The organism is Paracoccus laeviglucosivorans (assembly GCF_900182695.1).
Taxonomy (GTDB): Bacteria; Pseudomonadota; Alphaproteobacteria; order Rhodobacterales; family Rhodobacteraceae; genus Paracoccus; species Paracoccus laeviglucosivorans.
Genome location: NZ_FXTK01000031.1, coordinates 1 through 25,819, shown reverse-complemented (window position 1 = coordinate 25,819; position 25,819 = coordinate 1). Strand labels below are relative to the sequence as shown.

General features: G+C 62.8%; 22 protein-coding genes. 7 read left to right on the top strand and 15 right to left on the bottom strand.

Annotation, left to right across the window (positions count from 1 at the left end; genetic code table 11):
- Positions 1–13: 13 nt before the first annotated feature.
- Genes galE through FN835_RS19355 form a run of 5 tightly spaced genes read left to right on the top strand, consistent with a single transcriptional unit; the run spans position 14 to position 6,381 of the window.
- A complete protein-coding gene (gene galE, locus FN835_RS19375; protein WP_142664889.1) occupies positions 14–997 on the top strand; it encodes a UDP-glucose 4-epimerase GalE in 984 nt (327 codons plus the stop codon).
- Entirely contained in the window at positions 987–2,237 is a 1,251-nt protein-coding gene (locus tag FN835_RS19370) for a glycosyltransferase family 4 protein (protein ID WP_142664887.1), read from the top strand. Before galE ends, FN835_RS19370 begins: the two co-directional genes overlap by 11 nt.
- A gap of 39 nt (positions 2,238–2,276) precedes the next feature.
- Positions 2,277–3,269: a glycosyltransferase family 2 protein gene (locus FN835_RS19365; protein WP_142664886.1), complete on the top strand. Its 993-nt coding sequence runs from the start codon at positions 2,277–2,279 to the stop codon at positions 3,267–3,269.
- A complete protein-coding gene (locus FN835_RS19360) occupies positions 3,266–4,990 on the top strand; it encodes a DUF5927 domain-containing protein (RefSeq protein WP_484217490.1) in 1,725 nt (574 codons plus the stop codon). The genes FN835_RS19365 and FN835_RS19360 overlap by 4 nt, the downstream gene beginning before the upstream one ends.
- Positions 4,987–6,381: a sulfotransferase gene (locus FN835_RS19355; protein WP_142664885.1), complete on the top strand. Its 1,395-nt coding sequence runs from the start codon at positions 4,987–4,989 to the stop codon at positions 6,379–6,381. Before FN835_RS19360 ends, FN835_RS19355 begins: the two co-directional genes overlap by 4 nt.
- On the opposite strand, the gene FN835_RS19350 is transcribed toward FN835_RS19355, so the two are convergent.
- The 6 genes from FN835_RS19350 to FN835_RS19325 form a co-directional block, all read right to left on the bottom strand.
- Positions 6,382–7,326, bottom strand: a complete 945-nt coding sequence (locus FN835_RS19350) for a DMT family transporter (RefSeq protein ID WP_142664884.1) — start codon at positions 7,324–7,326, stop codon at positions 6,382–6,384.
- Complete coding sequence (queG, locus tag FN835_RS19345; RefSeq protein ID WP_142664883.1) at positions 7,323–8,366, bottom strand: tRNA epoxyqueuosine(34) reductase QueG; 1,044 nt, start codon at positions 8,364–8,366, stop codon at positions 7,323–7,325. Before queG ends, FN835_RS19350 begins: the two co-directional genes overlap by 4 nt.
- Positions 8,347–9,036 carry an FtsZ-binding protein FzlA gene (gene fzlA, locus FN835_RS19340; protein WP_142664882.1) on the bottom strand — a complete coding sequence of 230 codons (690 nt, stop codon included), beginning with the start codon at positions 9,034–9,036 and terminating at the stop codon, positions 8,347–8,349. Before fzlA ends, queG begins: the two co-directional genes overlap by 20 nt.
- 75 nt (positions 9,037–9,111) lie before the next feature.
- Positions 9,112–9,867, bottom strand: coding sequence for a monofunctional biosynthetic peptidoglycan transglycosylase (mtgA, locus tag FN835_RS19335; protein ID WP_142664881.1), 756 nt, complete (start codon positions 9,865–9,867; stop codon positions 9,112–9,114).
- A gap of 40 nt (positions 9,868–9,907) precedes the next feature.
- Positions 9,908–10,477 carry a DUF1269 domain-containing protein gene (locus FN835_RS19330; RefSeq protein ID WP_142664880.1) on the bottom strand — a complete coding sequence of 190 codons (570 nt, stop codon included), beginning with the start codon at positions 10,475–10,477 and terminating at the stop codon, positions 9,908–9,910.
- A gap of 89 nt (positions 10,478–10,566) precedes the next feature.
- Positions 10,567–11,973: a cryptochrome/photolyase family protein gene (locus tag FN835_RS19325; RefSeq protein WP_185958756.1), complete on the bottom strand. Its 1,407-nt coding sequence runs from the start codon at positions 11,971–11,973 to the stop codon at positions 10,567–10,569.
- A 182-nt stretch (positions 11,974–12,155) separates the two neighbouring features.
- Here FN835_RS19325 and FN835_RS19320 point away from each other — a divergent pair, with 182 nt between their 5' ends.
- Together FN835_RS19320 and FN835_RS19315 are read left to right on the top strand one after the other, a co-directional pair.
- Positions 12,156–12,470, top strand: a complete 315-nt coding sequence (locus FN835_RS19320; protein WP_142664878.1) for an antibiotic biosynthesis monooxygenase — start codon at positions 12,156–12,158, stop codon at positions 12,468–12,470.
- Positions 12,471–12,477: 7 nt separating this feature from the next.
- Positions 12,478–13,530, top strand: coding sequence for a glycosyltransferase 61 family protein (locus tag FN835_RS19315; RefSeq protein ID WP_142664877.1), 1,053 nt, complete (start codon positions 12,478–12,480; stop codon positions 13,528–13,530).
- Position 13,531: 1 nt separating this feature from the next.
- Here FN835_RS19315 and betC read toward each other — a convergent pair whose 3' ends face one another.
- The 9 genes from betC to FN835_RS19270 all read right to left on the bottom strand — a co-directional run bounded on the left by betC (position 13,532) and on the right by FN835_RS19270 (position 25,662).
- The gene (betC, locus tag FN835_RS19310; protein ID WP_142664876.1) at positions 13,532–15,028 is read right to left on the bottom strand and encodes a choline-sulfatase; all 1,497 of its coding nucleotides are present in this window, start codon (positions 15,026–15,028) and stop codon (positions 13,532–13,534) included.
- Positions 15,029–15,970: a choline ABC transporter substrate-binding protein gene (choX, locus tag FN835_RS19305; protein WP_142664875.1), complete on the bottom strand. Its 942-nt coding sequence runs from the start codon at positions 15,968–15,970 to the stop codon at positions 15,029–15,031.
- A 165-nt stretch (positions 15,971–16,135) separates the two neighbouring features.
- Positions 16,136–16,867 (bottom strand): sulfotransferase, encoded by a 732-nt coding sequence (locus FN835_RS19300; protein WP_142664874.1) that lies wholly within the window; start codon positions 16,865–16,867, stop codon positions 16,136–16,138.
- Between the two features lie 53 nt (positions 16,868–16,920).
- On the bottom strand, positions 16,921–18,102 hold the full coding sequence (locus FN835_RS19295) for a polysaccharide pyruvyl transferase family protein (RefSeq protein ID WP_142664873.1): 1,182 nt from the start codon (positions 18,100–18,102) through the stop codon (positions 16,921–16,923).
- A 67-nt stretch (positions 18,103–18,169) separates the two neighbouring features.
- Complete coding sequence (locus FN835_RS19290) at positions 18,170–19,429, bottom strand: glycosyltransferase (protein WP_142664872.1); 1,260 nt, start codon at positions 19,427–19,429, stop codon at positions 18,170–18,172.
- Positions 19,426–20,991, bottom strand: coding sequence for a hypothetical protein (locus tag FN835_RS19285; protein WP_142664871.1), 1,566 nt, complete (start codon positions 20,989–20,991; stop codon positions 19,426–19,428). The genes FN835_RS19290 and FN835_RS19285 overlap by 4 nt, the downstream gene beginning before the upstream one ends.
- A gap of 62 nt (positions 20,992–21,053) precedes the next feature.
- Positions 21,054–21,608 carry a hypothetical protein gene (locus tag FN835_RS19280; protein WP_142664870.1) on the bottom strand — a complete coding sequence of 185 codons (555 nt, stop codon included), beginning with the start codon at positions 21,606–21,608 and terminating at the stop codon, positions 21,054–21,056.
- Positions 21,605–24,283 (bottom strand): glycosyltransferase, encoded by a 2,679-nt coding sequence (locus FN835_RS19275; RefSeq protein ID WP_142664869.1) that lies wholly within the window; start codon positions 24,281–24,283, stop codon positions 21,605–21,607. The genes FN835_RS19280 and FN835_RS19275 overlap by 4 nt, the downstream gene beginning before the upstream one ends.
- A complete protein-coding gene (locus FN835_RS19270; RefSeq protein ID WP_142664868.1) occupies positions 24,280–25,662 on the bottom strand; it encodes a DUF6212 domain-containing protein in 1,383 nt (460 codons plus the stop codon). Before FN835_RS19270 ends, FN835_RS19275 begins: the two co-directional genes overlap by 4 nt.
- Positions 25,663–25,819: the final 157 nt, after the last annotated feature.

Genomic DNA, 25,819 nt, shown 5'->3' with positions numbered 1-25,819 from the left:
GTCGCAGAACGTTCTGGTTACCGGGGGTGCGGGCTATATCGGCTCGCACGCCTGCAAGGCGCTGCGTGACGCTGGGTTTACCCCGGTCACATATGACAATCTTTGCACTGGCTGGCAGGATGCCGTGAAATTCGGTCCCTTTGAACAGGGCGACCTTATGGACCGCGCCCGGCTGGACGAAGTCTTTGCCAAGCACAAACCCGTCGCCGTCATGCATTTCGCCGCGCTGAGCCAGGTCGGCGAAGCCATGCGTGAGCCGGGGAAATACTGGCGCGGCAACGTTTCCGCCTCGCTTTCGCTGATCGAGGCAACGCTGGCTGCGGGCGTCAAGAACTTCGTGTTCTCCTCGACCTGCGCGACCTATGGGGACCATGACGGCGTGGTGCTGGACGAAAATACCGTCCAGACGCCGCTGAACGCCTATGGCGCCAGCAAGCGCGCGATCGAGGATATGCTGAAGGATTTCGGTGCCTCGGACGGGCTGAAATCGGTGATCTTCCGCTATTTCAACGTCGCAGGTGCCGATCCCGATGGTGAGGTTGGCGAATTCCACCAGCCCGAAACCCACCTGATTCCGCTGATCCTTGATGCCATCGACGGCAAGCGCGCCGCGCTGACCATTCACGGGACCGATTACCCGACGCCGGATGGCACCTGCATCCGCGACTATGTTCACGTGATGGATCTGGTCGATGCGCATGTGCTGGGCCTGCGCCATCTGCTGGATGGCAAGGTTCCGACCGGCGGGCATGAGGTGTTCTGCCTTGGCACCGGCAATGGCTTCTCGGTGCGCGAAGTGATCGAGCAGTCAAAGCATGTGACCAACCGTCCCGTGCCGATGACCGAAGGTCCGCGCCGTGGCGGCGATGCCGTCAAGCTGGTCTCGGGGTCGGAAAAGGCGGTTTCGCTGCTGGGCTGGGATCCTGCGCGTTCGACCATGCAACAGATGGTGGCGGACGCGTGGCGTTGGCACCAGAACGGCGGTTATGCCCGCTGATCCGGCGATTTTGCTGGACGTCACGCGGCTTGTTTCGCGCCTGAACCAGGGACCAGCCACCGGGATCGACCGGGTCGAGGCCGAGTGGCTGTCCCACCTGCAATCTTCGCGCGCGCCGCATCTGCTGCTGGCGCGTGCGCGTCGCGCGCAGCTTTTGTTGCCGCCAGCGGCGGGGGCTGCAATCCTGCGCTGGTCGGCTGGCGACGGCGCAGGGCTTGCCACGCCGGACCTGTTCGACCGCCTGCGGGGGCGACGCGACATGCGCGCCCGTGCCGAGGCGACGCTGCGGCGCATGGCCATATATCGCGCGGGCAGGACGGGGCGCGGTATCGCGCGCAAGGTCGCGCAGCATCTGGGTCACGCGGCCTATCTGAATGTCGGGCACAGCAATCTGACGGCTGATCTTTGGGCCGGGCTTGCACCGCTGCCGCGCGTGGCGCTGATCCATGACACCATCCCACTGGATCATCCCGAATTCACCCGCGCCGGACAGTCCGAGAAATTCCGCGAACGTCTTGTCGCAGCCTTGAAACATGCCGGGCTTGTCCTGACCGTATCAGATGCCACCCGCGCCGATGTGCTGCGCTGGCGCGACCGACTGAACCTGCCCGAAGTGCCGATTGTGGCCGCGCCCATCGGCACGCGCCTTGCCGCGCCCGATCCGACGGGATTGCCCCAAGGTCTGGACCTGTGCCGCCCGTTCTTTGTCACGCTGGGCACGATCGAGCCGCGCAAGAACCATGCCATCCTGCTGGATGCGTGGGAACGTCTGGGCCCCGACGCCCCACAGCTTTTCATCATCGGCAGGCGCGGGTGGGAGAATCACGAAACCTTTGCCCGCCTTGATCGCCTGCCGCCCGACAGCCCGATCCGCGTTCTGACGACGCTGGACGATGGCGCGGTGGCCGAGTTGATCGGGCGCAGCCATGCGCTTTTGATGCCCAGCCGCGCCGAGGGCTTTGGCCTTCCGCTGACCGAAGCTGCGGCGCGGGGGGGTCCGGTGGTCTGCACGCGGCTGCCGGCGGCGCGGGAAATGCTGGGGGATTATGCCTGTTATCTCTGTCCCGATGATGCGGGCGCGTGGGCCGATCAGGTGGCGGCGCTGGCCTCCGGCGATCTGCTGCGCAAAGTGGCAAGACCGGTGCCGGAATGGGACGCTCACTTCCATCTTGTGCGTCAGGTGTTACGGGAACGATTGCACGCAGAGGTAGTGAAGGGTATGCCCGTCAAAAAGCGATGAAGAACAGTGCCCCGCCTGCTCAGGATATTTCGCAGCAAGATGAAACTTCGCGCCTGCCGGCAATGGCTGCTTGCGCGCGCGATCCGGCGTAGGCGCAGGCTGCGGCCGGTCCAGAACCGCACCAAGCGCATCCATTCCGGCGATATTCTGCTGTTCATGTCGATGCGCAACGAAAAGGTGCGGCTGCCCTATTTCCTTGATTACTACAGGCGGATGGGGGTCCAGCACTTTCTGGTGGTCGATAACGCTTCGAACGATGGCGGGCGCGAATATCTGGCCAGCCAGCCGGACGTGTCGATCTGGCTGACCCATGCCAGTTACAAGGATTCGCGCTTTGGCATGGACTGGATGAACTGGCTGCTGCGTCGCTATGGCAGCGGGCATTGGTGCCTGACGGTCGATCCCGACGAATTCCTGATCTATCCGCATCACGATTCCCGCCCGCTCAAGGCGCTGACGGATTGGCTGGACGCCTCGACCATCAAATCATTTTCGGCGATGCTGCTGGACATGTATCCCAAAGGCGCGCTGCACAGTCAGCCCTATGCCGAAGGGGATGATCCGTTCCGCACCGCGGGCTGGTTCGATCCGGCGAATTACACGATCCGCAAGAACGGCGAATACGGCAATCTGTGGATACAAGGCGGCCCGCGCGGTCGGGTGTTTTTCCGCGACAATCCAGAACAGGGACCGGCGCTGAACAAGATACCGCTGGTCCGCTGGGAACGGTCATATGCCTATGCCAGCTCAACCCATATGCTGCTGCCGCGTTCGCTGAACGTGGTCTATGACGAAGACGGGGGCGAACGCGCCTCGGGTTGCTTGCTACATGCGAAATTCATATCGACATTCGCGCAGAAATCGGCCGAGGAGCTGAAGCGCCGCCAGCATTATGCCGATAGTCAGGAATACATGGCCTATCATTCCGGCTTGCAGGAGGATCCTGATTTCTGGTGCGAGGAATCGCGGCGATACGAGGATTGGCGCCAGCTTGAGGATCTTGGCCTGATTTCCAAGGGGAACTGGGCATGATGGATCAGCGTATGCCCCCTCCGGCCAGCGTGCCGGCCAAGGTGCGGCTGGGCGTCGTCATGCTGTGTCACAACCAGTTGCCCACCGCGGCCCGCATGGCGCGGGTCTGGGCCGAAGGCGGCGCGGTTGTGGCGATCCATATCGATGCCAAGGCATCGCGCGATGGCGTGGACACGATGAAGACCGATCTGGCGGATTATCCGCAGATCGTCTTTTCCCGCCGACATCCCTGCGAATGGGGCACGTTCAGCCTTGTGCGCGCGACGCAGGACGCCGCCGAATTGCTGCTGGAGCGTTTCGATGACGTCACGCATGTGATGGTCGTGTCGGGGTCGTGCCTGCCATTGCGGCCCGTGGCCGATCTGGTGGCGTTCCTGTCGCTGTATCCGCATCGCGATTTCATCGAAAGCGTCACGGCCGAGGATGTGGGCTGGACGGTCGGCGGCCTGAATGAGGAACGCTTTACCATGCGTTTCCCCTTTGCCTATCGCAAGCATCGCAAGCTGTTCGACCGCTATGTGGCATTCCAGCGCCGCTGGAACCTGACGCGCCGCATTCCAGACGGTCTGGTTCCCCATCTGGGGTCGCAATGGTGGTGTCTGACGCGGGTGACGCTTGGCGCCATTCTGGCCGACCCGCGCAGGCCGGAATATGACCGCTATTTCAGCCGGGTCTGGATCCCCGATGAAAGCTATTTCCAGACCATGGCGCGGCGTCATTCGACGCGGATCGAAAGCCGCTCGCTGACGCTGGCCAAGTTCGACGGACAGGGCAAGCCCTACATCTTTTACAACGACCACCGCCACATCCTTGAGGAATCGCGCTGTTTCGTGGCGCGAAAGATATGGCCGGACGCGACCGGGCTTTACACGCATTTCCCCCGCCCCGTTCAGGCCGAGCCGTCATCGGCGGAACCGCAGCCCGAGCGGGTGGACCGCATCATCAGTCAGGCCGTCGCGCGACGCAGGCTGGGGCGGCCCGGCCTTTACATGCAAAGCCGCTTTCCGCGCAAGGATCAGGAAAACGGCAAGACCTCGGGCAGCTATGCGGTGATGCAGGGCTTTTCCGACATCTTTCCGGGCTTTGAACATTGGCTGGCCGAACGTATCGATGCCGAGGTGCACGGCCATGTCATGGCCCAGCACGGCGTCGAATATGCCAACCGCGCCTGTATCGGTCCCGGCGGGCTTTCCGACAGTGCCGCCCTGCGCGATCTGGACCCGCGTGGCTTTATCGCGAATCTGATCCGCATTTCGCATCGTCCGCAGGTCGTGCAATACAGCCCGCGCGACCAGCAATCGTTGAACTGGTTCATGGCGACCGATCCGAATGCGCAGATATTTGTCGTCACCGGTGCCTGGGCCGTGCCGCTTTTGCATTCGGGAATGCCCTTTGACGACATCCGACGTGTCGCCGCCGTTCTGCAGCGGACCGAGCTTGAGCAGATTGAGGTGTTGAATTCGGTTTGGCTAAAGGCGCGGACACGTATCTGGGATCTGGCCGATTTCAGCGCACGGCCGGCCGATGTGCTGCGCACCGTGCTGCGCCAACTGGGCGCCGATCCCGATACTGCCGCCAACCTGCCCGAAATGCGCGAGCTGGCGGGGATGGGACGCTTTCTGCAACGGCTGCGCAATGCAGGGTTGCGCCCACAACTTATGGGTGATTTTCCTGTCGCCGAACCCGTGCCCGTGCCGCCCAAGGAAAGCTCATTGACATGACCCAGCCTTTTCAGCGTTTCGTCGTCTTCGCCGAGATGCGGACCGGCTCGAACCTGCTTGAGGCGACGCTGAACAGCGTCAAGCGCGTCACCTGTTTCGGCGAGGCGTTCAATCCCTATATGATGGGCTGGCCGGACAAGGACGAACTCAAGGGCATCACACGGGCCGAGCGTGAGGAAGACCCCCACCGCCTGCTGCGCGCGATCTGGGACAAGCCGAACCATTTGGCGGGGTTTCGCTATTTCCACGATCACGACCCGCGCGTCTTTGATGCGATCATGGATGACCGGGCCTGCGCCAAGATCATCCTGACCCGCAATCCGGTGGACAGTTTCGTGTCCACCGCGCTGGCGCGGCAGACGAACCAGTGGAAACTGAATGCGACCGAAACACCCATCCCGGCGGCTGCGCATTTCGACGCCGCCGAGTTCCGGCAGGTCACCGCCCGGATCGAGGAGTTCCAGCTTCGCGTCCAGCACCGTCTGCAGGCGACCGGCCAATCGGCATTCTGGCTGGGATATGAGGATCTGCGCGATGCAGACGTGATGACCGGACTGCTGCACTGGCTGGGCCGCAGGGACATCGACCGCGTTCTGCCCGCCAGCGATCAGGTGCCGCAAAACCCGCGCGAACTGTCCGAAAAGGTCACGAACTTTGCCGAGATGGAGGCCGAGCTTGCGCAGCTTGATCCCTTCATGTTGCGCCGCATCCCGAACTTTGAGCCGCGCAAGGGTCCGGCGGTCCCGTCCTACATGGCGTCCGAGGCAGGCAAGGGTCTGATCTTCATGCCGATCAAGGGCGGGCCGACCGATACCGTGGCGGAATGGCTGCGCGCGATGGGCCCGGTCTTGGAGGATCTGAACCAGAACGGCCTGCGCCAGTGGAAACGCGACCATGCGGGCCATCGCAGCTTTACCGTGCTGCGCCACCCGCTGTTGCGGGCTTGGGCCGCGTTCGATGGGCTGGTCACGGGAAACAACGCCGAACTGCGCCGGACGATGCGCGACATCCATCGTGTCGCGCTGCCCCGTGACGAAGAACTTGGCCAGATGACCGAAGCGCAGCAGGTCGAACTGTTCGCGGCCTTTCTGGACTTTCTGCGCCGCAATCTGAACGATCAGACGACGCTGCCGACCTATCCGCACTGGGCCAGCCAGTCCGAGATCATCGCGGGATTTTCCCGCATGGGTTCGCCCGACATGGTGCTGCGCGAAGCCGATCTTGCCCTTGAACTGGGCTGGCTGGTGCAGGGGGCCGGTGTCAAATCCCCCGCGGCCCTGCCCGAGATACGCCGTTTCCCCGAATTTCTGTCCGAGCAAAGCCTGCGTGGTGCCGCAAAGAAAGCCTATCTGCGCGATTACGTGGCCTTTGGCTTTGGTGGCCAGCCCTGATCAGCCTTGCGGCGTCATCGCCTTGCGTTGGCGCGTGCGTTCCAGCCCAAGCTTGTGTTCGCGCCAGATGATCAGGATGCCTGCCGTGATGACCAGCACGGCCCCGATCAGCATGACCAGCGTCGGCGCTTCGTCAAAGACGAACCAGCCGATCAGAAGCGCCAGCAACATCGAGGCATATTCGAACGGCGCGATCAGCGACGCATCCGCATAGCGATAGGATGAGGTCAGCAGGATCTGTCCCAGCCCGCCCAAAAGCCCGATCGTCACCAGCAGCAGGAATGTGCCCGTATCCGGCATGATCCAACCAAAGGGCAGCGTTAGCAAGCTGAGCAGGGTCGAGGTCACGGAAAACCAGAACACGATGGCCGACGTGCGTTCCTCTTGCACCAGCTTGCGCACGAAGATCTGGGCCATGGCGGTGCATCCGGCGGCGGTCAGCGTCACGACCGCGCCAAGCTGTTCGCGTGTTTCCAGCCCTTCGCCCGCCGCAGCAAGCCGGGGCGACAGCACGATGATCACGCCCAGCAAGCCAAGCCCGACCATGCTTAGTCGGAACAGCCGCACCTCTTCGCCCAGAAACATCGCGGCCAGCACGACGGTCATCAGCGGCGCGGCATAGCCGATTGCCGTCACCTCGGGCAGCGGCAGCAGCGACAGCGCCCAAAAGCCAAGGGCCATTGCACCCGTGCCGATGATGCCGCGATAGAAATGCCCGATGGGCCGATATGTCTTCAGCCCGATGCCGATTTCATGTCGCCATGCCAACCAGATCAGAATGACGGGGATCGCGAACAGCGAGCGGAAAAACACCTGCTGCCCCGGCGGCACACCCAGACCGCTTTCCGAGGTCGCCTTGATCAGCGACGCCATGACGGTAAAGACCAGCACGCTGAGGCATTTCAGCATGATACCGCGCAAAGGGCTGGGTGGTGTCGGGGTCATGGCAGTCGCTCGCAAGCCCATTCGGCCGCATCTGCGACGGTCGGATCTGGGTCGTTGCGCAACTCTTCCGCGACGGGACGCAGATGCGCAAGCCCGGAATTGCCGATTGCGTAAAGCACATTCCTGACCATGCGGTCGCGTCCGATACGCTTGATCGGGCTGCCCGAAAAACGGGCGCGGAACGCGGCATCATCCAAGGCTGCAAGTTCGGCCAAGGCAGGCGCACCATGCGGGCCGTGATAGCGCAGTTCTGTCGCGTCCTGCGCGAATTTGTTCCATGGGCAGGCGGCAAGGCAGTCGTCGCAGCCATAGATGCGATTGCCCAGCATGGGCCGCAATTCGGGATCCACCGGGCCCTTATGCTCGATCGTCAGATAGGAAATGCAGCGCCGCGCATCCAACTGGAACGGCGCGGGGAACGCCCCGGTCGGGCAGGCATCCAGACAGGCCCGGCACGAGCCGCAGTTTTCGCGCGCAGGCTGGTCTTTCGGCAAATCCAGCGTGGTGAAAATCGCGCCCAGAAAGAACCAGCTTCCAAGTTCGCGCGACAGCAGGTTCGTGTGTTTGCCCTGCCAGCCCAGCCCCGCTGCCTGAGCCAGCGGTTTTTCCATGACTGGGGCAGTATCGACGAACACCTTGATCTCGCAGCCCGTCAGGTTCACCAGCCAGCCGCCCAGCCGTTTCAGCCGCTTCTTGACCAGATCGTGGTAATCCTTGCCCTGCGCATAAACGCTGACCGCGCCGCGATCAGGCTGTTCCAGCACGGCAAGCGGATCGTGATCGGGGGTGTAAAGCTCGGCCAGCATGATGACGGAACGCGCCTCGGGCCACAGCGCGCTGGGGGATGCCCGCCACGCAGTGCGTTCGGCCATCCATTCCATCTGGCCATGACGTTCCTGAGCCAGAAACTCGGCAAGACGCTCGGGCAGGTGCGGATTGGCGTCGGGGTCGCAGATGCCAAGCGCGTTGAACCCCTCGGCGCGGGCCTGTTCTTCCAGCCGGGCGCGAATTTCGCCGGGATCAGAAATCCAAAAGCGCATAATGCGGCGCCGGGTGAACGCCCGGCAGGTGGTCGGCCAACAGGCTGCGGAAGGCAGGGCGCGACTTGATCTTGGCATACCATTCCTGCACCTCGGCGGAATGGGTCCAGTCCACGTCCGAGATGTAGTCCAGACAGGACAGATGCGCCGCAGCCGCGAAATCGGCCAAGGTCATCACATCGCCCGCCAGCCAGCGGCGATGCTCCAGCAGCGATTTCATGTAATCCATGTGGTAACGGATCGCCTGCAACCCCGCCTTGACGGTGCGGCTGTCGGGATAGCCCTGCCGCATGACCTTTTTCCAGACCCGCTCCATCATCACGGGGCGGGTGCATTCGGCGTTGAACTTGTCGTCGAACCACGCGCACAGGCGGCGCACCTCATACCGATCCGTTGCGGATTTCGGCATCAATGCGGGGTTGGGATAGGTTTCGTCCAGATATTCGCAGATGGCCTGGCTTTCGGCCATCAGCCGCCCCTCCATCCGCAGGACCGGCAGCTTGCCCGCCGGATTGCGGCGCAGGATCTCTGAGCCGGGGTCCCAGTAGCGATCCTCGACCAGTTCGACCTCGATCCGCTTTTCGGCCAGCACCAGCCGCACCTTGCGGCAGAACGGCGACAGCGCGACGTGGTAAAGGCGAATCGTTGAAGTGGAGGGGGAATTATTCATGTGGGAAAACCGCGGTCGGACGAGGGCTGCCCCGTTTGATACGCTTCGCGCCCCGCCGTTTCAACCGCGATGGGGTCAGCGCGTCAGAAGAAGACAGGAATCGCGGCCATCCGCCTGAATCGTCTGTGCGCCGCTGACGATCTGGCGGGTCCGCGCCGACCCGGTCTGCGGATTGCGCGTGCGTGGCGCAGGCAGGATCGAGGCCAGCGCGGCAGCCTGTCGCAGTGTCAGCTTGTCCGGCGTGGTCTTGTAGTAGTATTGCGCCGCCGCGTGGATGCCAAAGACGCCGCGCCCGAATTCGGCAAGGTTCAGATAGACCTCGACGATGCGGCGCTTGGACCAAAGCAGTTCGATCATCGGGGTATAGGCGGTTTCCAGCACCTTGCGCGGCCAGCTGCGCCCCTGCCACAGGAACACGTTCTTGGCCGTCTGCTGCGAGATGGTGGACGCGCCCCGGCTGGAGCCGGAGGCGATGACGCGGCGGATCTCGATCATGTCGAAACCCCAGTGATTGCAGAAATTAGCATCCTCGGCCGCGACGACGGCGCGGGCCATGTGGGGCGATACTTCGTCCAGATCGACCCATTCATGCGGGGTGCCCGGAAATTCGCGCTGGCCCGTGATGATGGTCCAGCTTGTCGGCGGGTTGATAAAGGAAAACAGGAAAACCAGCACCAGCATCAGCGCGATCAGCCGCAATCCCAGCCAGCGCGACCAGCCCCAAAGCCAGATCGCCATACGCCGCATTGGCCGCCAGCGCGTTGCTGCGGCGGGGCGGGGGGCGTCTTCGACCAGCGCCTCGGGTTCGGGGATACTGCTGCGACGGGGCATGGCCGCGTCCTGTCACGGCCATGCCAGTCAGGTCAAGTTCTTACGACGAGGACGAGAACGCCGCGACGTGATTGTTGGCATCCGCATCCGCTTCGGGGATGCCGACCGCTGTGCCCAGACGACCGCCCGCAAAGGCGTCGCGCAGCTTGTCTTCCTGGTCATTGGGCAACGAGGTTTGCAGCACGCGGCCACGGATGTGGAAGCCTTCCAGACGTTCCAGCACCTTGTCGGCGGTCATCTTGCGCACAAGGATGAACACGGCAGAACCGCCGGGCTGAACCGAATGGCCAAGATCGCGCATGAAATCGTCATTGATGCCGATATCGGTGAAACGCGCGGCAAGCGCGCCAGACGCCGCGCCCACAGCCGCGCCGACCAGCGGGTTCAGAAAGATCAAGCCGACCAGCGTGCCCCAGAAACCGCCGCCGACCGCGCCGGCCGCCGTCAGGTTGACCGCTTGATGAAGCTGGATGTCGTCGGCGCTGGGGCGCGTCACGACAACCGCGTCCTCAAGCTCGATCAGGTATTCCTTTTGCATTTTCACCAGCTCGCTGCGTAGCTCGAAGCCGGTGGTTTCGTCGTCGAATGCGATGACAAGAAGATCGGACATTCTTCGGATTCCTTTCATTGAACAGGAAACACGGGCACTGATTTAACCGGATAGTGCCTAAAGGTAACGAAATATTACATGAGCTGTAACTAATCGCGCATCTTGGCGTAAGCCTCAAGCGCGGCCTGCCTTCTATCGGCCAGTTCTTGCGCGTCATCGCCCGCGGCATAGGCAGACGGGACTTGCCAGTCACGGGGCAGGGTGTCGAAATAATCCTTTGCGTCCGGTGACTTGCTGCCTCTATAGCCCGCAAGCCAACGTTTCAGATAAGTGGCGTCGGGATCGAACTTTTGCGCCTGCGTCACCGGGTTGAAGATGCGAAAGAACGGCGAAGCGTCTGGCCCCGACCCGGCGACCCATTGCCAGTTCATTGCGTTGCTGGCGGGATCCCAGTCAGTCAGGCTGTCCTGAAAATGGCGCAAGCCCTGCTTCCAGTCGATCATCAGGTGCTTGGTCAGATAGCTGGCTGTGATCATGCGGACGCGGTTGTGCATCCGCCCCGTCACACGCATTTCGCGCTGGCCTGCATCGACGGCGGGAATGCCCGTGCGCGCTTGCGTCCATGCGTCCAGACCTGCACCGTGCGATTTCCATGGAAACCTGGACCATTCCTCGCGCCATGGCCTGTGATCCATTTGCGGGAATTCGATCAGCAGGTGCCATGCGAATTCGCGCCACAGCACCTCGGACAGAAACTTGCGGGCATCGTCGGCAGCGGTATCGCCCGCCTGGATCCGGCGCATACTGATGGCCCAGATCGTGCGCGGACTGATTTCGCCGACCGCCAAGGCTTCGGACAGCCCCGAGGTCGCGGGTCGGTCCAGCCTGTCGCGATCTTCGCCATAGCCCTTGGCGTGGGACAGGAAATCGTCCAGCCGCGCCAGCGCCGCGGCCTCGCCGGGATCCAGCGCGTGGCGTTCCAGCACCGCCGCGCCTGAACGCATGTCCGGCGCAAGGTTCAGGTTGTCCAGCACCTCGCCCTGCGGCAGGTCGGGGGCGATCTCGATCCTGCGGGGGGCGGCGATGGGCTGGTCGGGCCCCGCTTCGCGCACGGCGCGGGCAAAGGGGGTATAGACCTTGTAAGCGCCGCCCGTCTTGGTATGGACCATGCGCGGATGGATCAGCAGATGCCCCATATGCAGCAGCAGCGGCACATCCCCCAAAGCTTTGCGGGCCTGATCCTGCACCCGGCGCATCTGCGGACAGGGCCAGTCGGTAACATGCACCGCACTGGCCGATATGCGGCGCGCCAGTTTCGGCAGCTCATCCTCTGCCTCCCCCCTCAGGATCAGAACGCCGTGGCCGCAACGCCTGCGCAGATCGGCGTCAAAGGCCGCCAAAGCGCGCTGCAGACGCCATCTGCTGGCCGCGCCCTGTTCCATCAGCATCTTGTCGATCAGGAAAACCGGCGCGATCGGCCCATTTTTCAGTGCAGCCACAAGCGCCGTATTGTCCGCCACGCGGAAATCGCGGCATAGCCAAAAGATCGTCGTCACATGCCCGTCCATTTGCCATTTTCAACCAAAGCATCAAAGTGGCCTGCGGGTTTCCGCAACCGGGCGAAAATGCCTGATCCGGCATTCATGCAAATGCGGTTCTGGGCTTGCCATGCCCTCGCGATCCAGTGCCAAATGGCGAGAGTGGTTGTGATGCCTTTCCCGTCAGGAGCGATTCCCCGATGCTGATTCAGCTTGTGCAGATCAAGGTCCAGCCGGGGCACAGGGATGCGTTTCTGCGCGCCTTCCGGCTGAACTGGGAAGGCACACGGACCGAGCCGGGGAATATCCGTTTCGACCTGCTCTGCGACCCCGAGGATGAGAACAGCTTTTCGGTCTATGAGATGTTTCGCGACGAAGCCGCGCTGGATGCGCATCGCGCGACCGAACATTTCCGCAAGTGCATCGAACTGATCGACCCGATCATGGCCGAAAGGCGAAGCAAACGCTTCTTTCTGCCGGTGATGGTCGAGGGCGCTGCGGCCGATCGCGGTTGATGCGGGAATGCTGAACCCCCTTCGCCCCTACAGCGCGCGGATGCGCAGGATGGCTGGCCGTCCGTCCGCCGCCTTTACCGACGGCGCAATCGAGACATGGCAGGAAGCGCCGGGCAGCGTCTTGCAATTCCGCCCCGCCCTTGCCCTGCCGGGGCAGGCGGACCGCATCCGCGCCAGCGTCTTTGCGACACTTCCCGAAACCGTCGAAGCGTTGACCCGTGACGGCGAAGTTTCCGAGGGGCCCACCATAGGTTGGCGCTTTCGCGACATCGATCTTGTGGACGGTGTGCTTTACCGCAACGGGGCCGAATTGCATCTGCGCAACCGCCGCCGCCGCTTTGGACTGGCCTTTCGTCCGCGACATGCCGTCAGCGGCGCGCTGTACGAGACGTGGACGACCAATCGCTGGTTCGGAAGCTGGCTGATGGATGCGCTTGTGGCCTATCCTCTGGCGGCCAGAACCGGAATGGCGATGACGACGGCCCCTGCGCCCAAGCCGTCCAGCCACGCGGCGCAATACGAATCCATGCTGGAGATTTCGCCGACGCGGATTTCCGGCGATGTTCATTTCGATGAACTGATCCTGTTCGGAGACCTTGCGAACAATGCCGACAAGTGGCGGCGTCAGCGCGAATTGCGCGATGTTTTGCTGACCGGACGCGACCCCAAGCCGGTGCCGGGCGTCTTTTTGCTGCGCGGCCTGGGTGGGGATATGCGCTATCTGAAGAATGAGGCAGAGCTGGCCGAAAGGCTGGCCAAGGAACGCGGATTTCTGGTCATCGATCCGCTGAATGCCAGCGCGAACGAATTGATCGAGGCGTGCGGCGCAGCCCGTGCCATCGTGGGCGTCGAAGGCAGCCATCTGGTGCATGGCATCAACGTGGCCCCGCCCGATGCCGCCATCGTGCCGATCCAGCCCCCCGACCGGGTGGCAGCGACCCTGAAGCAGCTTTCCGACCGGCTGGGTCAGCGTTTCGGGCTTTTGGTGGCCGAGGGTAACGACACGGTCTTTACCCTCGACTGGGACGATCTGGCCCGGACTTTGGACCTGTTCGACTGACCTATTCCCCGCGTGGGAAACGCTTGGATTCCTCCAGCACGTTCAGGTCCATGTGGTTGCGCATGTAACGCTCGGACGCCTGCATCAGCGGCTGGTGATCCCATGGGAAATACGCACCGTTGCGCAAAGCCTCATAGACGATCCAGCGGCGGGCCTGACTTTCGCGCACCTCGGCATCATAGGCCGACAAGTCCCAGCGCGCGTTTGCCATGCCGCGCAGTTTTTGCAGCACGTCCCACGCCTCGGGGTCGCTGGCGCGGTTGATGCGTTCGTCCGGGTCGTCGGCCAGATTGAACAGCATTTCCGGGTCGGCGATGCAGGCCACGTATTTCCAGTCGCCGTCGCGCAGACAGACCAGCGGCGTGATGCTGCCTTCGGCAGCATATTCCATCGCCACCGGCCCGCGATCTTCCGCGCCCTTGGCCAGCGAGCGGCCATCGGTCCATGGCATGATCTCCTCCATCGAGATCCCCGCCAGATCGCAGATGGTCGGAACGACGTCGATCGTGGACACCGGCGTTTCCACCACGCCCGCCGCCATGCCGGGGGCCGAGATCATCAGGGGCACCCGCGCCGAGCCTTCGAAGAAGTTCATCTTGAACCACAGCCCGCGTTCGCCCAGCATGTCGCCGTGATCGGACAGGAAGACCACGATGGCTTCCTGCCGCGTGCGTTCCAGCACGTCCAGCAGCTCGCCCACCTTGTCGTCGATATAGCTGATATTGGCGAAATAGCCCTGACGCGCGCGGCGGATATGGTCCTGCGTCACCGTCAGTCCGCGCCAGTCGCAGGCATCCATCAGGCGCTGCGAATGGGGGTCCATATCCTCATACGCCATGGCCTCGGGCGGGGTCAGTTCCGGGATGCCTTCGTAAAGGTCCCAATACTTCTTGCGCGCCACATAGGGGTCATGCGGGTGGGTAAAGCTGACGGTCAGGCACCACGGACGGTCATCGGCCCCGCGCGACAGGTCGTAAAGCTTGCGCGTGGCGTTAAAGGCAACCTCGTCATCATATTCATACTGGTTGGTGATTTCCGCCACGCCCGCGCCGGTGACCGAGCCAAGGTTGTGATACCACCAGTCGATGCGTTCGCCCGGTTTTCGGTAATCGGGCGTCCAGCCGAAATCCGCGGGATAGATGTCGGTGGTCAGTCGTTCCTCGTAGCCGTGCAACTGGTCGGGGCCGACGAAATGCATCTTGCCCGACAGGCAGGTCTGATAACCCGCGCGGCGCAGATGATGGGCATAGGTCGGAATGTCGCTGACGAACTCGGCCGCATTGTCATAGACCCGCGTGCGGCGCGGCAACTGCCCCGACATGAACGATGCCCGCCCCGGCGCGCAAAGCGGGCTGCCGGTATAGCAATTCGCATAACGGACCGAGCGTTCGGCCAGCTTGCGCAGGTTCGGAACATGCAGGAATTCGGCCGGGCCGTCGGGGAATAGCACCCCCGACAGCTGATCGGCCATGACGATAAGGATATTCGGACGTGTCAATTACTTCACCGATGCCATCACTGCTTCGGTGCCCGGCTGACCGTCCAGCGTGGTCACGCCGTCCAGCCATTTCGCCACCGGCTCGGGGTTCGCGGCGATCCACGTCTTGGCTGCGGCGACCGGATCTTCGCTGTCGTTCAGGATATTGCCCATCAGCACGTTTTCCTGATCGACCGTAAAGACAAGCTGCTGGAACAGCTTGGCCGCGTTCGGGCATTGCGCCGCCCATTCCTTGCGCGCGACGGTATGAACGGTCGCACCGCCAAAATTGGGGCCGAATTCCGCGTCGCCGCCCGACAGATAGGTGACCTTCAGGTTCACGTTCATCGGATGCGGCGCCCATGCCAGAAAGACCGAGGGCGTCTTGGCACCATCATTGCGGGCCACTTGTGCCAGCATCGCCTGTTCGCCCGATTCGACCAGTTCCCAATCGCCCAGACCGAACTTGTCATCCGCGATCATCTTGGCGATCGACTGGTTCGCGGGTGCGCCGGGTTCGATCCCATAGATCTTGCCTTGGAACGCATCCTTGTGGGCGTCCAGATCGGCGAAATCCTTGACGTTCAGATCGGCGGCGGCATCCGTCACGGCCAGCGTGAACTTGGCACCGTCAAGGTTCTGGACCAACTCCTCGGTCTTGCCCGAGGCTTCCAGATCATCGCGGAATTTCTGCTGTGCGGGCATCCAGTTGCCCAGGAACACGTCCGTCTCGCCATTCTTCAGCGCCTCGTAACCGATCGGCACCGACAGGGTCTTGATGTCTGGCGTATAGCCCAGCCCCGTCAGGACCGCGTTGGCCACGCCGTTCGTCGCGGTAATATCGGTCCAGCCGGGGTCCGACAGGCGCACGGTCGCGCAGCTTTCGGGATCATTCGCGAGCGCCGGGCCAGCGGCCAAGGCGGCGGCAAGGGCGAGGGCGGAAATTCTGGTCGTTTGCGACATGCTTGGCCTCTCCTGACATTTGCGCTGCGGGATATTCCCGCAAGCCTGCGCCAATCAGCCCATAGCCCGCGTCAGGACGCAAGAGGCGAGCCGCGATCCGACCAAGCCAATGTCACGCAACCGTCGTAAAATACTGTGCCCGCCGTGTTTTGCGAACCGTCCGGTTCAATGTTTCAGGCTATGCGCCAGCACGGACTGGACGGCAGCCTCGTCCAGCGGTTCGTCCAGAAACTGGTACATGGTGCGGATATAATCCAGACCCGAGATCAGACCTTCATAATCGATCATCCGGCAACTGGACGGGTGGGCCTGTGCATAGGCCGCAAACATCTTGTCGGCTTGCCCAAGCTGTCCCAGCACCATGTCGCGCGGCTGCTGCCGCCACCAACCCGAGCGCGCGACATCATCCAGATTGCGGCGCTGAAACAGGATGCGCGATTTGGGAAACAATGTGCGCAGGATGTCCATATGCTTGGCGAAGAAAGCCGGGTCTTCGTGAAAGCGGATTTCCTTGAACCCTGACACGCGGCAATGCTTCGGCGGGCGCAGGACTTGCTTGACGAACAGGTCCATCAGACCCAGCGCGAATGCGTCGGGATCGACCCGTTCGGCGCCTGCCCACGGATCGAAGGGCTTGCCAAGGATCGGGCGCAGATATGGCCTGCGCTCCTCTCGTGGTTTCGGCAGATCCTCGCGCCGCCAGCGATACATGTCGTCATTGGCGACAATATCGATCGCGCGACCCAGAAACTGCGTCAGGTTGCCGTTCTCGCCCCGGATGACATAGCCCGGAATCGCATTCAGCAGACTTTGCGTCAGCGTCGAGCCCGAGCGGCCATAGGTGACCACGAAGACATATCCGTCGGTGGGGGCATTCAGGTGGCGGTGTGCGTTCATTCTGTCCGTGATGGTGCGAAGGCCCGCATGAACGGGCCTTCGTTAAGGGCTGGTTATGCTGCGGCCTGTTCGCCCGCTACATTCCCCGCCGCTGCGGCGATTTCCAACAGGTAGGCTGCCGGTTTCAGACCGGTTGCTTTCAGGAACTCGACATAGCGCGCGCATTTCATCGCACGATGCTTGTCATAAGCCGCGCCGTTGAACTTGATAAGCTGCTTCAGGCGCTGACGGGTCAGCGGCTGTGTCAGCTCTTCAGCCCGCAGGAAGGGCACGCCGGTTTCACGGCACATTTCTTCGGTGCGGGTGTCGATGGTGACGGTGCATGCCATGCGCTCGGCCTGGATCGCAAGCTGGGCACCGTGGAAGCGCGGCCCGATCAGCAGGTCGTAACGACGAAGTTCGTCCATCCATGCTGCAACGTCGTAGTAGGAACGCGCGTAGTTCAGCGCCCAAGTCTTGAACTGCTCGCGGCTGTAATGCGGCACGGTATGCTTGTGGATGCGGTCCAGAACCTCCGGCTCGATTTCATCGAACAGCCCGCGCGAGATTTTGATCATCGCACCCATGGATTGAACGATGTAGACGCCGGGGAATGCCGGGTCCATCATCAGCGAGATAAGCTGCTGCTCGATCTCGCGCGTATTGCCCCAGCTTTCATGGCCACCTGCAACAGCGATGCGCTGCGGCAGCGTGTTGCTTTTCCAGTTTGCTTCGATGCGCAGACCCAGATCGGCGCGCGGGTTCATGAAATGGGTCGGGCAGCCGTTCGGCATCGTATCGGCGCCGGTCAGTTTCTTGATTTGCTCGGAGGTGTAGGGACCGCGGGTGTAGATGTTCTGGATACCGTGGCGGCGACCGTTTTCGATCAGCACATCCAGCCAGGCACGGGTGCCATCGGTCAGTTCGATGTCCGCGCCGAATTCCTTGGCTTGTGCGCCAAGACCGATGGCGACGATGGGTTTCTGCACTTCGGACAGGTTACCAGCCAGCCCCCCCAGATCGGTATGCTTGCCCAATTGGTTCGCGCCGGGGAACACCACGAAGTCAGCTTGGTTCAGTTTGTCCGCCTTGGTGTGCCACGGAAAAAACTCGATCTCGGCATCAATCTGGCTTTTGACTGCATGCACGAACGCAAGGTTGCCGTTGTTATGACCAATCTCGCGATAAAGCTTGTCGAAGCCGCTATTCGAGTAGAGGCCGCAATCCTTGCTTTCCCAGAGAAGTGCGATTTTCATGTTATTCCTTTGAAATGTCTTGATCTTTCAGATCGATCTGATTGAGGTTTGAACTTTCGGGAATCTGCTAGGCACGTATCCGCCGGGTTTGTTTCTTGCCTTGGTCCAGGCCTGTGGCTGTCTTCCACTCCTCCCAGAATCCCGCCAGATCCAGCGGTGCGCTGATGCGGGACTTGTGGTCGGCCAGCACTTTCACATCCCCATGCACCGACAGGATTGCGCTGGCCAGGGCGGCGGGGTCGGCGACGCGGAACTGAAGGCCCCAGCCCTCGGTCTTTTCGGCCATGCCGCCGATATCCGACGCGATCATGGGGGTGCCTGCCGCGCGCGCCTCTTGGATGACGACGGGCGAGTTTTCCCACCAGACCGAGGGGATGATGATCCAGCCATAGCCGCGCATGATGTCCACGCAGTCCTGCGGACGATAACGGCCACGGAAATGGATCGAGGAGGGGATCTCAAGATCCGGCCACATGCGCGAGAAGCTGTCCTTATCCACGCCGTGGATTTCGATGCTTAGCGGGATGTCGAACTCGTCGTCACGCGCCTCGATCAGGGCGGCGGCGCGGATCAGCACGTCCAGACCCTTGGTCGGCGTGGCCTGCCCGAAGAATGCGAAGCGACCGGATTTCGCCAGCAGCTCGGCCTCGGTTTCGGGGCGGAAATGGCCGACGTGATCCAGACCGTTCTCGATCACCGCGATGCGACCTTCTGCAACGCCCCAATCCTCAAAGCGCAGGCGCAAGAATTCGCTGGGCGACAGCAGGTGGTCGAACAGGTCCAGCATTTCCAGCATCCGCGTCTTGCGCAGCACGAAGTCGATGGGTGCGCGGACGACGCAGGCAGCGCAGGCCACCTCGCTTGAGGCATAGCACAGCTCGCCCGAGCGTTTGACCATCTGGCCGTGATTGGCGCAGATCGCGGTCAGTTCGTGCAGGGTGCAGATGAACTTGGCATCGGGCAGGGCGGCGCGCAGGCGGCGGATCGTGCCCGCGCCGATGTTCCAGAAATGGTGGAAGTGATAGATGTCGCCCTTTAGCGCCAGCAGAAACTCAAAGATCCAGTCTTCGTCCAGGATCTCGGCGTGCTCCATGGTAAAGCTGTCCATGCCACGCCCGCGCAGGCAGAAATCGCGCGGGCCGAAGCTGACAATCTGCTGGCTGGCACCGAAGAATTTGGCGCTGTCCTCGGGGCCGATGGTCGAGCCGACGAAATACACGTCCTGTCCCAGCGAAAGCAGATGTTCGAACTGGCGGTAGGCCGCCACCTCGCCGCCGCCATAGCGCAGGTTCGGATGCGAGTGAGAGACGATGACGGTGCGGCTCATAGTGCGGCCTCCAGGATCGCGCGGCGGCTTTCGGCGTCGAAGGCATGCCAGTCGCGGCCATCTGCAAAGCTTTGGCAATGCGGACCGGTCTTGCCTTCGAAATAGCGGTAGGCATCGACACGGCTTAGCGCGGCATCGTCCTGCACCATCAATTGTTCGACCAGCAGGCGGATTCGCGCTTCCTCGGTCAGGAAGCACTGCGGGATCTGGTCCAACATGGCAAAGAACGCGGGGCCGTCCATCGACAGGGCAAAGGGCAGCAGATCGCGTGCAAAGCGGTCGGCCTGCGCCGCAGGTGTGGCCATGACTGTGCCGATGGGGTCCAGCAGCATGACGCGCGGCTCAGTCGGTTGCAGGGCGAAAAGCTGCGCGGGGTCGAATTGGAACAGCGTGGCACTGCGGGCAAAGACGACACGCGCGGGCATCTGCGGGGGCGCGGTGATCGTCAGTGCGGCGCTTTGATAGGTCAGACCCGTGGCGACCTCGCGCGCGGCACCTTCGATGCCGTTGCGCAGCACCGTGCTAAGGCGCGGGCGCAGCAGATGCAGGCGCAGGCGGCCGGGCAGATGCGGCCCGATCCGGCGCAGCACATCGCGCAGATCGTGATCCGAAAGGTCGTGATCCAGCACCAGAAGCGTGTCGCCTGTCATCGGGACGATGGCTGCGTCCTTGTCGGTCGGCTGCGGATCGGGCAGGCGGTCGGGCAGCATCGCACGGCGCAGGCGGGCGCGAGCATCGATGTCGTCGATGCCAAGCGTCGCCGTGGTGAGGTTCTGGGCCAGATCGGCAGGTTCGACCTGTTCGGCACTGACGATGACGCCGGGGGCGAAGTTCTCGCCGGGGATCATCAGCAGCAGGCGGACCGGACCCGAAGGCGGGCGCGGGAAACGCCAGCCGCCGCCATAGCCGTCGCGGCCGGTAAAGCGGTAACGCGGCGCATAGGCTGCAAGATCGGCCCGCACCATGGTGCCCGGCAGCAGATCGACGGGGACAACCATTTCATCCTCGATCGCCAGCGCGCAAAGCTGTTCGGTCGATGCGGCGGCGGGCATGAACCAGCCGACAAGCGCGCCCTGACCGGCAGCGGTGGACTGGCAGCGATCGACGGCCAGCACGTGGTTTTCGGTCTCGCGCCCGGCGGATTGGGTCGGGCGCAGGCGGGCGCAGATGTCGCGCCCGGTCTTTTCATCGGAAAGCAGCACGTGACGCCCGGCGATCAGGCGCAGCAATGCGAAGAACGTTTCGTCCACGCCGATCTCGACCAGACGATGGGCATCCCCTGACAGCCGGTTGCCCTGGATTTCCGTGAAATCCTGCATTTCGGCGAGGTGGATGGTGCAATCGTCGGGATCGAAAGAGGCAAGCAGGTCCGACAGGTCGAAGAGCGCGATCACGCCCAACGGTTCGGAGCTGCGCAGGTCGCGGCGGACGTGGCGCGTTACAAGAACAGGGTCCAGCACAATGTCGTTGACATGCAGGCGCAGTTCGGGGCGGGGCCGTGTGGTCCAGCCTGCGACGGCGACGGTGCCGGCATCGTCCATGAAGCAGAAATCCAGATTCATATGGATGCCGTCGGATTGTTCGGGTTGCGATGGGTCTTCGTTGCTGCGCGCATCGGTCCGGCTCAGGTCAGGGTGACGGCGAGACGGTCAATGATCATGCGCTGAGCGGGCTGGCGCAGGTGAACGATCACGCGGCGGCCAACTGCATCACCCGTGGTTTCGGGCAGGCGCAGGTTGCAGACGGTGACGCTGTTTTGCACCAGTTGGCATTCGCGATGCCCGGCGTCACGGACCGAGCCATCCTCCAGAAACTCGCGCACGAAAACGTCGACCACGACCGGACGGTCCGAGCTGACCTGCATTTCCATGTAGCAATGCTCGGCAGGCATGTCGGCGGGAAGGGTGCCTTCCAGCGTCATCCAGTCGGCACCGCTGCAACGCAGTTCGATCCCGCCATTGTCCTCGGCCATCAGCACGTCGGCGCGGGCGCTGGTCGGCAGACATGCACCGAATGACGCGGTGATGTTGTTGTAGCCACCGGCAAGGCCCAGCTTCGGGCGACCGATCAGCCCGGTGCGGGCCTCGTTCACCAGATCAAGGCGCGTCGCCTGCAGCGCCTCAAGAATATCAGCCGCCGCACGGAAATTGCGCATGGCAGCGTCGAAAATCGTCGTCATAGGATACTCCTGTACATGTCTAATTCCTCCACTCCCTCTTCTTCGGCGGCTGGGCCGCCCTCCCTTCGGTTCAGCCAGACCAGCAGCGGCGCGACGGCCAGCGACCAGTCGCGCGCCATGCGGTCGGCATCGCGCGACACCTGCGCCAACAGGCGCCGGTCGGCATCCAGAAGCATGATCTGCCGGGCAAACGCCTCTTCGCAGCCATCTTCGGGCAGGATGAATCCCGTGGTGCCGTGCTGGATGGCTTCGTCCATCGCGCCCACATCGGTGGCGATCACGACGACGCCGCAACGCTGCGCCTCAAGAATGGAAAGCGGCAGCCCTTCGTAATGCGAGGGCAGGACCATGATGTCGGTGTCCAAAAGCAGCTTGGTCAGCGCCTCGGCACCGCGCACCGGACCCAGCATCTGCGTGCCGCGCGGGAATGAGAAATCCACGTCCTCGCGGTCCACGACCGAGCCGCCCGCGATGGTCAGCCGGATATCGGGGGCCTGCAGGGCCAGCGAATGGAAGATCTGGGACAGGCGGTGAACGCCTTTTTGCGGGTCCAGCCTGCCCATGAACAGCACGCGCAGGGGCTTATCCGCCGCGCGTTCGCCGCGCCGCTCGATCAGGCCACGTGCGCCATGTGGCAGCGGATAGCCCGGCGCATTGACCACAGCCATCAGCTTTTCGCGGGGCACACCATGCGCATGCATCCAACGGCGCAGCGCGTCCGAGCAGGTCAGGATCAGATCATAGGCATATTCATAGGCCAGCGCCAGTTTGGGCGGGCCGTAGTTGCGGCCATAAATGCTGCGTTCCAGCAGGTGTTCGTGGTCGATCATCGTGACGCCACGGCGGCGCAGCAGGTCGGCGACCTTGTGCAGCGCGCCGGAATGGGCGTTGACGACCACATCCATGCCGGAAAGCAGCCCGATCATGTCGGCCTTTTCGACATCGTTGCCCCAGCTGGGTTCTGCTGTTCCCAGAAACTCGGTCCCGGTCCAGTCGATCGCGCTGGAATCGGGCATCCAATTGACCGAGGTGAACGCCTGCAACGCCCAGCCGTCGGGATGGATCGGGCGGTCGCTGACCACGAAAAGGTGGCAGCGATAGCCATTCTGCTGGAATTCGCGCGCCATCGAGGCCACGACTTTTTCGACCCCGCCGAAATCGAAGATCGGCAGGACGAAACCAATATCGCGCTGGCCCGGCTGCTTCAGCAGCGGGAACACGATGCCGCCCGCATTGACGCGGCGTGGAATACTGACGGATGTCGCGCGGTCGATGGCCCCGCCCTGTTCGCGCCATTCCCAGCGTTGCGCCAATGCGCTGCGGAACCGGCTGCGGCTAAGGCGCAAAAGGAAGCTGCGCAGCAGCTCTGGTCCGCTGGCGGTCTTGAGTTCAAGGGGCGACATGCCCTCCAGCTCAAGGCCCCAGCTTGCGATGCTGAATTCCGACGGGGCGTGGTCGATGCGGCGCAGGCTGTCTTCGTCATCGCCGGTGATCAGGTCGCGGATCGCTTGCAGATCGATCACAACGCCGTCGGCAAGCCGCTCTGGATTGCCGCAATCATTGGCGATGTGATGCCCGCCCGCCGAGCTTTCCAGATAGAACAGATCGAACTGGGGACGTTCGTTCGCGCGGGCCCAGCGGCGTTCCGCATTCCAGAAAAAGCTGCGCAACAGGCGGCTTTCCGTCAGCCGGGCCGACACGCCTTCGCGCAGCAGCACGATGTATTGGGGCGCGTGATTGGCGAAAGGCTCGGCGAAATGCGCCATGATCTGGCGCTCAAGCTCGTCGATCGACACCTCACGGCGCTGCGTCGGATCGGTCAGCAGCCGCGCCATGGCGGCCTGCCCCTCGATCACGGCAAAGCGGGGGAAGCGCGCGGCCTCCAGCGCCAGCAGCTTGGGCGTGTTGAACAGCCATGCGTGCTTGGTTTCCAGATAGCGGCGCAGTTCACCATCGGCATTGTGCGAATTGCTGAGCATACTGACCGGGCGCTTGCGATAAAGCAGCAGCGGCTGGGCGGCAGGTTTGCCACGAAAGCCCGCCTGCGCTGCGGAAAGCCAGAAATCCCAATCCTCATAGCCGCGCTTCATGCCTTCGTCGAAGCGGATACCGGCATCAAAGATGCGGCGGCGGATCAGGCTTCCGGCTTCGCACAGGTTGATCTGCGCATGAAACAGCAGGTCGTATTCGCGGTCTGTGACGTAATGGCCGTTCTGGCCGAAAAAGTCGAAATCCGGGTAAAACCAATCGGCCTGCTCATGGCGTGACATCAAGGATTGCATCGCAGCGCCTGCGCCCGCGACCAGAATGTTGTCGGCATCCAGCAGAAAGATCGCGTCCAGATCCGCATCCGCTTCAAGCGCGGCGGCGATGCCGCGATTGCGCGCGGCGCTTAGGCCGGCATTGGCGCAATGCAGCACCTTCATCCGTGTGCCCAGCACCTCTTGCCAGGCCGTCAGGCTATCGATGGTCTCGGCATATTCGCAGCCGTCATTCACCGCGATCAGCCGCTGGATCGTGCCCGCCTCGATCTCGCGCTGGACCGAGGCGATGGCGTCGTCGATCAGGACCGGGTGGCCCTTGATCGGCACGACGACGCTGATCGCCGGGGCGGTCTTGTGCCGAGCGCGGATCGGACCGGCGGGTAGTGGGGTGATGTCGGCGGCGGGTGTCATGAATTGCCCCCATCGCTGAGTATCCCGCGCGAGATGCGGAAACCCCGGAACAGGCCCCAGCTCAGATCATTGGGCACGTCAGCGGCCAGCGAGACGGCCAAAAGCAGGTCGGCGCGTCCGGTGATCGGCTCGACCGGGATGCAATGGGCCTGCGCCCAGCCACGGGCGGGCAGGCCGGTGACCCACGGCCCCATGCGACGCTGCCAGAAGCCGTCTTCGTCCACCACGCCATGCGGGGCGACGCCGATGGCAAAGTTCAGGTTAGGCGCCCGGCTGTGACCCACCGTCACCAGCGCCGAGATATGCGAAAGGCCCGCCATATCCACATCGCGCAGGATGGCGCAGACCGCCCCGGTGCGCGACGGATGGACCAGAATCGCATCCTCCTTTTCCCAATGCGCGGTCGAGACGTGATCCGATGCCTGGAACGGCAGCGAAAACACCTCGGGCTCGGGGAAGCTGGAGGCGGGGATGAACCTGGATTCGGTGATGCTGACCGCCTGGTTGCCCGAAATCGTCGGGCTGCAGCTTGGCAGGCGCACGCCGCCCAGTGATTGCCATGCCCGCAGCGCCAGCGCCTCATCGGCCAGTGGGCCGGTTTCGCCATTGGCGCGGAATATCGGATCGGGCACGGCTTGCGAAAGCCCCAGCGACAGACGGCCTTCGTCGGCCATCTCGATGCGCAGGTGGCAGTCGCGGCCAATGCCTTCGATGGGTTCGGGCAGGTTGAAACGCAGCCAGCCAGTTTCCAGCCCCATATCGGGACTGGCGACTTGTGTCGGGTAAATCCGCCCCGAGGAATCCTGCAAGACGACCGAGAATTCCTCGATCATTGGCATCACAACTTCGGGGAACCACAGGTCGATTGCCGTCAGTCCCACCGCGTTGATCGGCAAAAGCTGGGAAACCGACTGCCCCGCCGTCAGGCTAAGCATCTTGCCGGTCGGCTGCCATGTCAGCGCATTCGAAATCTGCGGATTGCCAAGGCTGTAAAGCAGGTTTTCGATTTCCCGCAACCGGGCCTTGGTCCCCATGCTTTCCGAGCGCAGTTGCGCGGCAGCCATCCGTGCCTCGCCGATGTCGCGGCGGGCTGATTTCAGCTCGCCCAGCAAAAGCTGGATGATCGAGTCCGAGAAACCACGAGGTTCATCAGGGTCAAGCTCAAAGATCTCAAGCTTGGCGAATGGGCCATCCGAGAGCGCGGCCTTCAGCGCCTTTTTCTGTCCCGAAAGGGAAACGGCACCTAGAACCTCGCCCACGATCGCGCGTTCCGTGGCGAAACGGCGCTGGGACGGGTCCAGAATTTCAATCTCTACACTTTCGGGCAGAAAGCGACGTGCAATATCCTGCACGCGCGCATCGACGATGAGCGTGGACATTAACTTCTCTGTTTGTTGACGGAACGATCGACCGCGGCGATTGGGGTTAATGACAGTCGCGGCACTTGTAATTCCGGGAAATCTAACCGGATCTAAGCTTGATTATATTCATTCTCCGGGTTTCTGTATCGGCTGTTGGGAAAAGGTCTTGTTAATA